This window comes from Blastococcus sp. VKM Ac-2987 (assembly GCF_026967805.1).
Taxonomy (GTDB): Bacteria; Actinomycetota; Actinomycetes; order Mycobacteriales; family Geodermatophilaceae; genus Blastococcus.
Genome location: NZ_JAPVBG010000002.1, coordinates 872,924 through 885,471, shown reverse-complemented (window position 1 = coordinate 885,471; position 12,548 = coordinate 872,924). Strand labels below are relative to the sequence as shown.

Sequence of the window (12,548 nt, the reverse complement as noted above, 5' to 3'; positions counted from 1 at the left end):
ATCAGCCGAGCAGCGCCGCGTAGCCGGGCCGCACGACGTCGTCGAGCAGCCGCTTGCGGTCGTCGTCGGGCAGGAACGCGCCGGCCAGGGCCCGCTCGGTCACCGTCCTGACGTCGTCCCAGGTCCAGCCGAACGTCGTCGCCACGTCGGTGACCTCGCTGGTCACCGACACCCCGCTCATCAGCCGGTTGTCGGTGTTGAGGGTGACGGCGAAACCGAGCCGGTGCAGCCGGTCCACCGGGTGGTCGGCCAGCGAGGCGTAGGCGCCGGTCTGCACGTTCGACGACGGCGCGATCTCCAGGACCACCTGCCGGTCGCGCACCCGCTCCGCCACCGGCCCCAGCGTCCCGTCCGCGCCCACCTCGTTGGCGATCCGCACGCCGTGGCCCAGCCGCTCGGCACGTGCGCCGTCGAGCGCCGCGACGATGCTGTCGATCCCGGCGGCCTCGCCGGCGTGCACGGTGCGGTGCGCCCCCGCCCGGTCGAGGACCGCGAGAGCGGACGGGATGCGGTCCGGCGGGAAGCCGATCTCCGGGCCGGCCAGGTCGAAGCCGACGACACCCGCGTCGCGGTAGCGCACCACCAGGCCGGCGACCTCGTCCCACCGGTCGTCCTGCCGCATGGCGCACAGCAGGGTGCCGATCCGGATCGGCGTCCCCGCGGCCGCCGCCTCGCGGCTGCCCTGCGCGTACCCGTCGAGCATGGCCTCGACGGCCGCCTCCAGCGGCATCCCGGGGCTGAGCAGCTCCGGAGCCATCCGCACCTCGGCGTACACCACGCCGTCCGCGGCGAGGTCCTGCGCGCACTCCCGGGCCACCCGCTGGACGGCGTCGGGGGTCTGCATGACGCCGACGGTGTGGGCGAAGGTCTCCAGGTACTGGACCAGCGAGCCGGAGTCCGCGGCCTCCCGGAACCAGCGGCCCAGGCTCCCGGCGTCGGACGCGGGGAGTGCGCGGTAGCCGAGCTGGTCGGCCAGTTCCAGCACCGTCTGCGGTCGGAGCCCGCCGTCGAGGTGGTCGTGGAGCAGCACCTTCGGGGCACGGCGGACGTTCTCGGCGTCGAGCGGAGCCATGGCGCCAACGCTACGGGTCACGCCGAGTGGGCCCCGGAGGGGTCCGCGCAGGGGTAACTCAGCGGCTCATCGCCGCCGGGACGGCTCCTGGCCGCGGTGTCGTCCGGAGGACGACGATGTCATCGGTCCTGCCAGCGGAAGGTCCGGACGCACAGGAGCAGGCCGACGACGCACCAGAGGCCGAGCACGATCGCGACCGTGCCCAGCTCCCAGGATCCGGCCGGTTCGCGGGCGGCCAGGGAGTCCGGCAGGAACACCGACCGCAGCCCCTGGGCCAGCCACTTGACCGGGAAGACCGCCGCGACGTCCTGCAGCCAGCCGGGCACCTGGTCGAAGGGCATGAAGACGCCGGAGACGAACTCCAGGACCAGGGCGATCGGGGTCACCGTCGCCGACGCCGACCGCGAGTTGCGGGCCAGCGAGGAGACGGCGATGCCCAGCAGCGTGCACGCGGCCGCGCCGAGCACGGTGACCCAGATGAAGGTCAGCCAGTCGCTGCCCGACGGGAGGGAGATGCCGAACACGAGGACGCCGACGAGCAGCAGGATCACGATGGTCGCCAGCGTCACGGCGACGACCTGCGCGACCTTGCCGACGAAGTAGGCCGACTTCGGCATCGGGGTGCCGGCCAGGGCCTTGAGCGTGCCGTCGGACCGCTCACCGGCGATGTGGATCGCCATGTTCTGCAGGCTCGCCCCGACGATGCCCGCGGTGATGACCCCGGCCATGAAGTACTGCGGGAAGTCGACGCCGGCCCCGAGGTCGTAGTCGAGCACCGCACCGAGACCCAGCAGCAGGATCACCGGGAACAGCAGGGTGAACACGACCGACTCGCGCTGCCGGAAGAACTCCTTGAGCTCCACCCCGGCCCGCGTGCGGCAGACCCGCCCGGTGGAGGGGAGGGCGGTGCGCTCGGGCGCGGCGGCGGTCACGAGCGGTCCCCGATCATCTTCAGGTAGACGTCCTCGAGCGTCGGCCGGCTCACCGCGAGGTCGGGCACCTCGCCGGGGAAGCGCGCGGCGAGCTCGGCGACGAACGCGGTCGGCGTGGTGGTCTCGGCGGTCCGCCGGGCGCCGTCCTCGGTCCAGCTGACGACGGCGGGCGCGGTGCCGCGGCCGCCGAGGGCGGTGGGGACGGCGACCTCGGCGAGCTGCCCGCGGGCGAGAACGCCGACCCGGTCGGCCAGCTCCTCGGCCTCGTCGAGGTAGTGGGTGGTGAGCAGCATGGTGGTGCCGAGCTCGCGCAGCGACCGGATGAGCGACCAGAACTGGCGGCGCGCCTCCGGGTCGAACCCGGTCGTCGGCTCGTCGAGGAAGAGCAGCCGGGGCCGGCCCACGATGCCCAGCGCCACGTCCAGCCGACGCCGCTGCCCACCCGACAGCGTCCGGCCGCGGGCACCGGCCTTGTCGGTGAGGCCGACCAGCTCGAGCACCTCGTCGGGGTCGCGGGGGTCGGCGAAGTAGGACGCCTGCGCGGTCAGCAGCTCCCGCACCGACAGCTGGCTGTCCCCGGCGCCGGACTGCAGCACGATGCCGAGGTCGGCCTTCCAGCGGCGCCCGCCCTTCGCCGGGTCGACCCCGAGCACGCGCACCTCACCGCCGTCGCGCCCGCGGTAGCCCTCGCAGATCTCGACCGTCGTCGTCTTGCCGGCGCCGTTGGGGCCGAGCAGCGCGAAGATCTCGCCGCGCCGGATGTCGAGGTCCAGCCCGTCGACGGCGGCCCGCTCCCCGTAGCGCTTGACCAGCCCGCGGATGGAGATGGCGGCCTCGGGATCGAGCGGGGAGGCCGGCTGCTGCGGCGCTGCCGCCGCCGCCGTCGTTCGGGTCACGGGAGACCAGTGTCCCCTACGACCCTGCGGTGATGCGGTCGAGGACCAGCGGCAGCGGCTCGTCGTCGGTGTCGACGCCGACGGCGCCCTCCAGCGCGGCCAGCGCCCGCGGGATCCGGTCGGCGTCGTCGGTCTGCAGCTCCAGCAGCGGCTGGCCCGCGGTCACCCGCTCCCCCACCCCGGCGGTCCAGACGATGCCGGCGGCGGCCTGCACCGGGTCCTCCTTGCGGGCCCGCCCGGCGCCCAGCCGCCACGCGGCGACGCCGAGGGAGTACGCGTCGAGCCGGGTGAGGGTGCCGGTGGCCGGTGCGGTCACCACGTGCGTCTCGGCCGGCCGCGGCAGCGGGGCGTCGGGGTCGCCGCCCTGGGCGGTGATCATCCGCCGCCACACGTCCATGGCCCGGCCGTCCTGCAGCGCCTCGGCGGGGTCGACGTCGTCCCGCCCGACGCCGGTGAGCATCTCCCGGGCCAGCGCGAGGGTCAGCTCGACGACGTCGTCCGGCCCACCGCCGGCGAGCACCTCGACCGACTCGGCCACCTCGACCGCGTTGCCCGCGGCCCGGCCCAGCGGCCGGTCCATCGCCGTCACCAGGGCGACGGTGCGGACGCCGGCCGCCTCGCCGAGCCCGACCATCGTGCGGGCCAGCTCGCGGGAGGCCTCGGCGTCCTTCATGAACGCGCCCGAGCCGGTCTTCACGTCCAGCACCAGCGCGTCGGCGCCCTCGGCGATCTTCTTGCTCATGATCGAGCTGGCGATCAGCGGGATGGACTCGACGGTCCCGGTGACGTCGCGCAGCGCGTAGAGCAGCTTGTCCGCCGGGGCCAGGTCGTGGCCGGCCGCGCAGATGACGGCGCCCACGTCGCGCAGCTGCGCGAGGTAGGCCTCCTCGTGCACGTCGGCGCGCCACCCCGGGATGGCCTCGAGCTTGTCCAGCGTGCCGCCGGTGTGCCCGAGGCCACGGCCTGACAGCTGCGGCACGGCCACCCCGCAGGCGGCGACGAGGGGCGCCAGCGGCAGGGTGATCTTGTCGCCGACCCCTCCCGTGGAGTGCTTGTCGGCGGTCGGCCGGCCGAGCGAGGAGAGGTCCTTGCGCTCGCCGGAGTCGATCATCGCCTGCGTCCAGGCGGCGAGCTCGCCCGCGGCCATGCCGCGGAAGAACACCGCCATGAGCAGCGCGCTCATCTGCTCGTCGGGCACCGCGCCCCGGGTGTAGGCGTCCACCACCCAGCGGATCTGCTCGGGCGAGAGCTCGACGCCGTCCCGCTTCGCGCGGATGACGTCGATCGCGTCGTGCGCGGCCATCAGCCCTGCCCCCGCTCGGCCGCAGCAACGAGGTCCTCGGGCCCGAAGGCGTCGGGCAGCACCTCGCGCATCGGGACGATGCCGAGCGACACCGTCTCGATGAGCATGTCGGCGCCGCCGTGCTCCCACAGCAGCTGCCGGCAGCGGCCGCAGGGCATGAGCGGCTGCCCGTCCCCGCCGACGCAGGCCACCGCCACCAGCCGGCCACCGCCGGTGCGGGCGAGGTCGCTGACCATGCCGCACTCGGCGCACAGCGCCAGCCCGTAGGAGGCGTTCTCGACGTTGCAGCCGGTGACGACGCGGCCGTCGTCCACCAGCCCGGCGACGCCCACCGGGAACTGGGAGTACGGCGCGTAGGCGCGGGTCATGGCCTCGCGGGCCGCGGCCCGCAGGGCGTCCCAGTCGGGCTCGGGCAGGGCAGCCACTAGTGCTCTCCTCGTCGGTAGACCAGACCGTCCGCCTTCGGCATGCGCAATCGCTGGGAGGCCAGCGAGAGCACCAGGAGGGTGGTCAGGTGCGGGGTGAAGGAGACCAGGCCCGGCGCCAGCTCGTCGATGGTGAGGAACCCGGTGAGCGCGACGCCCGCGAAGACGGCCGCCGTCACCGCCTGCACGAGCTTCCGGCGGGTGGCCTGCCAGACGGCTGCCGCGGCGAGCACGACCGCCAGGAGCAGGAACAGCGCGACGACCGCGCTGCGGCTGCGCAGCTGCAGGGCGTCGGCGAAGCCGAACAGCCCGGCGCCGGCGGCCAGGCCACCGGGCCGCCAGTTGCCGAAGATCAGCGCCGCCAGGCCGATGAAGCCGCGCCCGTTGGTCTGCCCCTCCCGGTAGATGCCGGCGATGAACACCAGGAAGACGCCGCCCAGGCCGGCCAGCGCACCGGAGATGATGACCGCGATGTACTTCATCCGGTACACCGCGACGCCGAGGGAGTCCGCGGCCGCCGGGTTCTCACCGCAGGAGCGGAGCCGGAGACCGAAGGCCGTGCGCCAGAGCACGAGGTACGAGATCGGGATGAGCAGCACGGCCAGGATTGTGGTGGGGCCGACCCCGCTGGTCAGGCCGCGCAGGATCCCGGCGAGGTCGCTGAGCAGGAACCAGTTGAGCTGCTCGAGGTCGCCGAGCAGGTCCGGCCCCGAGGACAGCACCGGCAGGGACACCTCCGGCGGCCGGCCGGACAGCGCGGGTGACTGGGTGACCCCGCCCCCGGCCGCGTTGTCGCTGTACAGCAGTTCGGAGAGGAAGCGCACGAGACCGGCGGCGAGGATGTTGATCGCCACACCGGACACGACGTGGTCCACGCCGAAGGTCACCGTCGCCACGGCGTGCAGCAGCCCACCCAGCGCGCCGAACAGCATGCCGCCGACGACGGCGGCTTGCCAGCCCCACTGGTAGCCGCAGAAGCCGGCTCCCCAGGTGCCCAGGGTCATCATGCCGTCCAGGCCGATGTTGACCACGCCGGCCCGCTCCGCGAAGAGCCCGCCGAGCGCCGCCAGGCCGATGGGGACGGCGAGGATGAGGGCCGCCGAGATCGTGGAGGAGGAGGTGAGCGACTGCTCCCCGCTGATCACCCGGACGGCGGAGACCAGCACGAGGGCGCCGACCAGCAGCAGGGTGATCCGGCGGGCGCGGCTGCCCCCGAGGAAGAACTCGCCGATCGGACCGCGGCCGGCCGTCGTCGCGCGCGTCGAGACGGTGGTGCTCATGCTCCGGCCCCCCGGTGGTCGTCGGCCTGCCCGGCGCCGGCGGTGCGGCTGACCCCGGCCCCCGTGCCCTGCACGGCCGTCCCGGCGGGGGCGCCGCCACCACCCGCCGACTGCCCGGTGCTCGTGCTCCCGTCCCCGGGAGCGGCGGCGTCGGAGGCCGCCCCGCCGCGTTCGGCCGAGCGACGGGCGATCCGCCGGGCCACCTCGTTGGCGATGACGACGGCGAGCACGATCGTCCCCTGGATGATCGTGATGACCGACGCCGGCAGCCCCTCGATCTGCAGGGGCACCAGCGCGCGATCGAGGAAGGAGAACAGCAGGGCCGCGAAGGCGATGCCGAGCGGGTTGTTCCGCCCGAGCAGCGCGACGGCGATGCCCAGGAAGCCCAGCCCGGCGGTGAAGTCGGTCGTGTACGAGCGGGTGGCGCCGAGCAGGTCCGGCAGGCCGATGAGCCCGGCGACCGCGCCGGAGAGCAGCATCGTCTTGAGGACCATCGCCCGGGCGTTGACACCGCTGGCGCTGGCCGCCGACGGCGAGAGCCCGCTGGCCCGGAGGTCGAACCCGAAGCGGGTGCGGTCGAGGAGCACCGCGAGCGCGATCCCGACGACGACCGCCACCACGAGGAAGCCGTAGAGCTGGCGCGGCGGGTCGGCGAGGCCGAGCAGGCCGAAGATCCCGTTGAGGCCGGGCATCCAGCCCGACTCCGGGATCTCCGCGGTGCTGATGATCGAGGCGCCCGGCTCGCTGCCCCGGAACGGCCCGGTGAGCAGGAACGACGCGATGCCGAGGGCGATGAAGTTCAGCATGATCGAGCTGATGACCTCGCTGACCCCCCGCGTGACCTTCAGGACCGCGACGATGCCGGCCCAGAAGGCGCCGACCACCACCGCCACCCCGACGATCAGGAGCAGGTGCAGCGGGCCGGGCAGCGTCACGGCGGCGCCGGCGGCCGCGGCGACGATGGTGGCCAGCCGGTACTGGCCCTCGACGCCGATGTTGAACAGGCCCATCCGGAAGGCGACCGCCACCGCGAGCCCGGCCAGGAACAGCGGGACGGCGCGGTTGAGGATCACCACGACGGCGGTCATCTGCTGCGAGGGCGTGTCCCCGAGGTCGAACATCACGCGGAAGACCTCGAACGGGTCCACCTGCAGCACCGCCATGACCACGCCGGAGATGACGACGGCGACGAGGACGGCGAACACGGGGACCCCGACCGTGGGCCCGAGCCGGCGGAGCAGGGTCATGCCGCACCCCCGATCCGCGCGCCGGTCATGTACCCGCCGAGCTCCTCGGGGGTGACCCGCGCGGGATCGAGGGTGGCGACCAGCCGGCCGCGCAGCATGACCTGCAGCGTGTCGGAGAGCCCGATCAGCTCGTCGAGGTCGGCCGAGATCAGCAGGATCCCCATCCCTTCCGCGCGGGCGTCCTTGAGCAGCTCCCAGATGACGGCCTGGGCGCCCACGTCGACCCCCCGGGTCGGGTGCGCCGCCACGAGCAGCCGCGGCGCGGCGCTCATCTCGCGGCCGACGATCAGCTTCTGCTGGTTCCCGCCCGACAGCGCGACCGCGAGCGCGTCCGGCCCGGGGGCGCGGACGTCGTACTCGCGCATGATCCGCGCCGTGTCCGTGCGGGCGCCGCGGCGGTCGATGAACGGGCCCTTCACCGCCGGCGGCCGGGTCTGGTGCCCGAGGATCCGGTTCTCCCACAGCGTCGCGTCGAGCAGCATGCCCTGGCGGTGCCGGTCCTCGGGGATGAACCCGATGCCGGCCTCGCGCCGGGCCCGGGTGCTCCAGCCGGTCACGTCGTCGTCCCCGAGCACGAGGGTCCCGGCCGTCGGCTGGCGCAGCCCCATGATCGCGTCGACGAGCTCGGCCTGGCCGTTGCCCTCGACCCCGGCGATGCCGACGACCTCGCCCTCGCGGACGGTGAGCGTGGCCCCGTCGACGACCGGACGGCCGACGGCGGACATGACGGTGACGTCGCGGACCTGCAGCACCGGGCGGTCGCGGACCGTGGAGGCCCGGGTTTCCGGGGAGGGGAGCTCCGACCCGACCATGAGCTCGGCCAGCTGGTGGCTGGTGGTGGTCTTCGGGTCGGCCTCGCCGACGGTGGTGCCGCGCCTGATGACGGTGATCGCGTCGGCGACCTTCCGGACCTCGTCCAGCTTGTGCGAGATGAAGATGACGGTCAGGCCCTCGCGGGTGAGCTCGGCCAGGTTGCCGAACAGCTCGTCGACCTCCTGCGGCACCAGCACGGCGGTGGGCTCGTCGAGGATGAGGGTCGTCGCCCCGCGGTAGAGCACCTTGGCGATCTCGACCCGCTGCCGCGCGCCGACGCCGAGGTTCTCGACGAGCTCGTCGGGGTCGAGGCCGAGGGAGTACCGGTCGGAGATCTCGCGGATCCGGCGGCGGGCCTCCGCGCGGTCGAGCCGGCCACCGCGGGTGGGCTCGCTGCCGAGGACGATGTTCTCCAGCACGGTGAAGTTGTCCGCGAGCATGAAGTGCTGGTGCACCATGCCGATGCCCGCCTCGATGGCGTCGGCCGGGCTCTTGAGCCGGACCTCACGACCGTGCAGCAGGATCTGGCCCTCGTCGGGACGGTGCATGCCGTAGAGCGTCTTCATCAGCGTGGACTTGCCCGCGCCGTTCTCGCCCACGATGGCGTGCACCTCACCGCGGCGGACCCGGAGCTCGATGTCCTTGTTGGCGACCACGCCGGGGAAGCGCTTGGTGATGCCGCGCAGCTCCACCGCGTACGGGGCGCCCTCGGGCCCCGCTCCCGCGCCCGGCGCGGTGCCGCCGGTCGCTCCTGTTGCGGCCATGGTGGCCTCTCCCTCGTGTGCGGCCACGGGTGCGCGGCGCACGTCTGCTCTGGTCCGGCGCCGACGACGGTCGGTCGTCGCGCCTCGACGTCGTCCCCGGCCCGGCCCGGTCCGGGACGCGCCGCGGACGACGTGCCGCATGATGTCGCACCTGCCGGGCCGAGGGGAGACCGGCCCCGCGCCACCGGGTGCGGCACCCCGGCGCGACGACGGCGGGCCCGGGTGCGACCCGGGCCCGCCGTCGGTGCCCACGAGAGGCGCGGGGTCGCCGGAGCGGCCCCGCGCCCGGCGTCACGGGGTCGTCGGGACCTCGATCTCGCCGCCGATGATCTGCTGGCGGTAGTCGTCGATGACGTCCTGGATGTCGTCGATGAACCCGCCGCTGGTGGACAGGCCGACGCCCTCGCTCTCCAGGTCGTACACCTGGTTCTCGCCGCCGGCGACGTCACCCTCGGCGTAGTCGCCGATGAACTGCTCCACGGCGTTGTCGACCCGCTTCAGCATCGAGGTCATGATCACGGCCTGCAGGGCCGGGTCGTCGACCGTCTGGTACTGGTCGGAGTCGACGCCGATGGCCCGGCCACCGGAGGCGGCAGCGGCCTGGAACACGCCGATGCCCGAGCCACCGGCGGCGTGGTAGACGATGTCCGCGCCGGCGTCGTACATGCCCTGCGCGACGATCTGCCCACGGGCCGGGTCGTTGAAGCCGGAGAAGTCACCGGCCGGCGAGATGTACTGCGAGTCGACCTGGATCGCCGGGTCGACCGCCTCGACACCCGCCTCGAAGCCCGCCTGGAACTTCTGGATCAGCGGGGTCTCCACACCGCCGACGAAACCGACGTGGTCGGCCTCGGTCTTCGTCGCCGCGGCGACACCGGCGAGGAAGGAGCCCTGTTCCTCGGCGAAGAGCAGACCGGTCAGGTTCTCCGGGCTGCCCGCGTCCTCGACCGCGCCGTCGACCTGGGCGAACGTCACGTCGGGGTACTGCTCGGCGATCTCACCGATCACGTCGCTGTAGGCGAAGCCCACGGCGATGATCGGGTCGTAGCCCTGGTCGGCCAGCTGGGTCAGCAGGTCGGCGCGGTTGGAGCCGTCGTCGTTCGGGCTCAGCTTGGCGACCTCGCCGCCGTTGGCCTCGATCGCCGCCTCGACCCCGGCCACGGCCGAGTCGTTGAACGAGCGGTCACCCTCGCCACCGGTGTCGAACGCGAGGCCGATCTTGGGGCCGTCCGCCGCGGCGCCGCCGGTCTCGCCGCCGGCGCTGGTGGGCTCCTCGTCGCTGGCACAGGCCGCCATGGCCAGGCTGCCGGCCAGCAGCAGCGCCGCGGCCTTCGTCATCCGCGCTCGGCGCAAGACGATCTCCTTTTCTGGGGGGAGGTCCCGCACGAGGCGAGGTCTCCCGGGGGTGGGAAGCACGTGCCCCCGACGGCCGCCTCGGGCGGCACACCGTGGAGCACGACCCCGGACGCTAATCCCGCGGACCGAGGGGCCTGCACGCTCGGGCTGGACCGATACCCGATCGTTGCGAACCCTCCTCCGAACGGGCCGGGGGCCTCCCGGCACCCGTGGCCTGCGTCACGGCGGATAACCTGCCCTGACATGGGACGACGGTGGCGGGCGGCGTCCGTGGTGCTCGCCGCGGCGCTGGCGACCGGTGTCCCGTCGCCCGTCCCGGCGCAGGCCGATCCGGCGACCGGGACGGCTCCGGCGTCGTCGCGCCCCACGGTCGATCCCACCGCCCCGACACCCACGGCGCCGCGCACCGGACTGCCTCCCCGGGGCAGCGCGCCCGACGGCAGCACGGTGGGCGGTGAGCGGCTGCGCACCCGCGGCGTGGTCGTCGCCGCGGACGCTCCCCCGCTGCCCGACGGCATCGCGGCCTCCGGGTGGCTGGTCGCCGACGCCGGGACCGGAGCGGTCCTCGGCGCGCGGGATCCGCACGGGCGCTACTACCCGGCGAGCACCCTCAAGACCCTGACGCTGCTCACGCTGGTGCCCCGGCTCGACCCGGCGCTGGTCGTCGAGGGCACGGTGGAGGACGAGCAGATCGAGGGCAGCCGCGTGGGTCTGGTCGCCGGCGGGCGTTACCCCGTCCCGCTGCTGTTCAGCGCCCTGGTGCTGCAGTCGGGCAACGACGCGGCATCGGCGCTGGCCCGGGCGGCGGGCGGGCAGGCGGCCACGGTCGCCGCGATGAACCGGACCGCCGCGGAGCTCGGCGCCTTCGACACGGTCGCCGGCACCCCCTCGGGGCTGGATGTCGCGGGGCAGTCGACGTCGCCCTACGACCTGGCCCTGTTCTTCCGAGCGCTCGTCGAGGACCCGGTCACCGCCGAGGTGCTGCGCACCCCGACCGCCGACATGCCGGCCGTCGAGGGGCGGGGCCCGGGCTTCCAGATCCAGAACCAGAACCCGCTCCTCACCAGCTACCCGGGCAACCTCGGGGGCAAGACCGGGTTCACCGACGCCGCCCGGCACGCGTTCGTCACCGCCGCGGAGCGGGACGGCCGCCGGCTGGTGGTCAGCGTCCTGGACACCGAGAACGTGCCGCTGCGGGCCGCCGACCAGGCCGCCCGGCTGCTCGACTGGGGCTTCGCCGTCGCCCCGACCGCCGCCGGGGTGGGGCGCCTGGTCCGCCCCGCCGACCTCGTGGCCGCGCCGACGACGCGGAGCTCCGCCGCGCCGGTCCTCGCGCCGCCGGGCACCGCGGCCGCCCCGGCGGACGCCTCCCCGGTGGGCGAGCCGGCCGGCCGGCCGTGGACGGCGGTCGCGGTCACCGTGGTCGCGCTCGCCGTGCTGGGAGCGGTCAGCGCGACGCTGCGCGGTCGCCGTCGGGCGCGTCCGACCCCTCCGGCACCGGCTCCCGGACGGCGTCCCGCACCGCCGGGTCGCTGGCGGTCCAGGCGGCGGTGAAGAAGGCGAACCGGAAGACGATGTTGATCCACACCAGGATGCCCACCGCGCCCCCGAACGCCGACGCGGTGACGCTGCCGGAGATCAGCGACAGGTAGAGGTTGCCGATCAGCTTCATCACCTCGAAGCCGGCCGCGCCGAACAGCGCGCCGGGCAGCAGCCGCCGCAGCGGGAGCGGCGTCGAGGGCACCACCTTGAGCAGCCACAGGAACACCACCGTGTCGCCGGCGAAGGCCAGCGCCAGGCTGACGACGGCGGTCAGCACGAACAGCCCCGGGGCGCCGTCGAGCCCGAGGGCCCCGAGGACCCAGGACGTCGCCCACGTGGCGACCCCGGTCAGCCCCAGGCTGAGCAGGCCGACGACGCCGAGCAGGACCAGCGCCAGGAGGTCCTGGACGTTGTCCTTGAGGAACTCCGGCTCGTCGGCGCGCCCCTTCCAGATGCGCTCCATGCCGACGCGGAGCTTGTCCATCGCGCGCAGCCCGGCGTAGAGGAAGCCGACCAGCCCGATGACGCCGACCACCTCGGCCGAGCCGACGGCGCCGCGCAGCTGCGCCACGATCTCCTCGCCCGTGGTGCCGGGGAACGTCTCGCGGATGGCGTCGTAGAGCTCGCGCTGGAGCAGCTCGTCACCGGCGAGCACCAGCCCGATCGCCGAGGCGACCATGAGGAGCACGGGGAACAGCCCGAGGAAGACGAAGTACGTGACGCCGGCGGCCATCAGGTCGCCCTGCGTCCGGCGGTAGCGGCCGCCGGCGCGGGCCAGGTGGTCGAACCACGGGGACCGCCGGCGAGCGGCGTCGATCGCGCCCTCGACGCGGTCCCACATCCGGGCGGGCCGGCCCTTGCGGGCCGGGGCGTCGCCGGAGCTCGCGGAACTCACCGCCCGAGTCTGGGCGCTCGGCC

General features: G+C 74.3%; 11 protein-coding genes. 1 reads left to right on the top strand and 10 read right to left on the bottom strand.

Features of this window, described 5'->3' with window-relative positions:
* Window position 1: 1 nt before the first annotated feature.
* The 9 genes from O2W17_RS13235 to O2W17_RS13195 all read right to left on the bottom strand — a co-directional run bounded on the left by O2W17_RS13235 (window position 2) and on the right by O2W17_RS13195 (window position 10,085).
* Entirely contained in the window at window positions 2–1,072 is a 1,071-nt protein-coding gene (locus tag O2W17_RS13235; protein WP_269192883.1) for an adenosine deaminase, read from the bottom strand.
* Window positions 1,073–1,191: 119 nt separating this feature from the next.
* Entirely contained in the window at window positions 1,192–2,004 is an 813-nt protein-coding gene (locus tag O2W17_RS13230; RefSeq protein WP_269192882.1) for an ABC transporter permease, read from the bottom strand.
* A complete protein-coding gene (locus tag O2W17_RS13225) occupies window positions 2,001–2,900 on the bottom strand; it encodes an ABC transporter ATP-binding protein (protein WP_269192881.1) in 900 nt (299 codons plus the stop codon). The genes O2W17_RS13230 and O2W17_RS13225 overlap by 4 nt, the downstream gene beginning before the upstream one ends.
* 16 nt (window positions 2,901–2,916) lie before the next feature.
* Window positions 2,917–4,203, bottom strand: coding sequence for a thymidine phosphorylase (locus O2W17_RS13220; RefSeq protein ID WP_269192880.1), 1,287 nt, complete (start codon window positions 4,201–4,203; stop codon window positions 2,917–2,919).
* Window positions 4,203–4,628, bottom strand: a complete 426-nt coding sequence (locus O2W17_RS13215) for a cytidine deaminase (protein WP_269192879.1) — start codon at window positions 4,626–4,628, stop codon at window positions 4,203–4,205. The genes O2W17_RS13220 and O2W17_RS13215 overlap by 1 nt, the downstream gene beginning before the upstream one ends.
* Entirely contained in the window at window positions 4,628–5,908 is a 1,281-nt protein-coding gene (locus tag O2W17_RS13210; RefSeq protein WP_269192878.1) for an ABC transporter permease, read from the bottom strand. Before O2W17_RS13210 ends, O2W17_RS13215 begins: the two co-directional genes overlap by 1 nt.
* Window positions 5,905–7,155 (bottom strand): ABC transporter permease, encoded by a 1,251-nt coding sequence (locus O2W17_RS13205; protein WP_269192877.1) that lies wholly within the window; start codon window positions 7,153–7,155, stop codon window positions 5,905–5,907. Before O2W17_RS13205 ends, O2W17_RS13210 begins: the two co-directional genes overlap by 4 nt.
* Window positions 7,152–8,732 carry an ABC transporter ATP-binding protein gene (locus tag O2W17_RS13200; protein WP_269192876.1) on the bottom strand — a complete coding sequence of 527 codons (1,581 nt, stop codon included), beginning with the start codon at window positions 8,730–8,732 and terminating at the stop codon, window positions 7,152–7,154. The genes O2W17_RS13205 and O2W17_RS13200 overlap by 4 nt, the downstream gene beginning before the upstream one ends.
* Window positions 8,733–9,023: 291 nt before the next feature.
* A complete protein-coding gene (locus O2W17_RS13195; RefSeq protein ID WP_269192875.1) occupies window positions 9,024–10,085 on the bottom strand; it encodes a BMP family lipoprotein in 1,062 nt (353 codons plus the stop codon).
* A gap of 246 nt (window positions 10,086–10,331) precedes the next feature.
* Between O2W17_RS13195 and O2W17_RS13190 the strand changes: the two genes are divergently transcribed.
* A complete protein-coding gene (locus O2W17_RS13190; RefSeq protein ID WP_269192874.1) occupies window positions 10,332–11,642 on the top strand; it encodes a D-alanyl-D-alanine carboxypeptidase family protein in 1,311 nt (436 codons plus the stop codon).
* Here O2W17_RS13190 and O2W17_RS13185 read toward each other — a convergent pair.
* The gene (locus O2W17_RS13185) at window positions 11,536–12,525 is read right to left on the bottom strand and encodes a YihY/virulence factor BrkB family protein (protein ID WP_269192873.1); all 990 of its coding nucleotides are present in this window, start codon (window positions 12,523–12,525) and stop codon (window positions 11,536–11,538) included. The genes O2W17_RS13190 and O2W17_RS13185 overlap by 107 nt on opposite strands.
* Window positions 12,526–12,548: the final 23 nt, after the last annotated feature.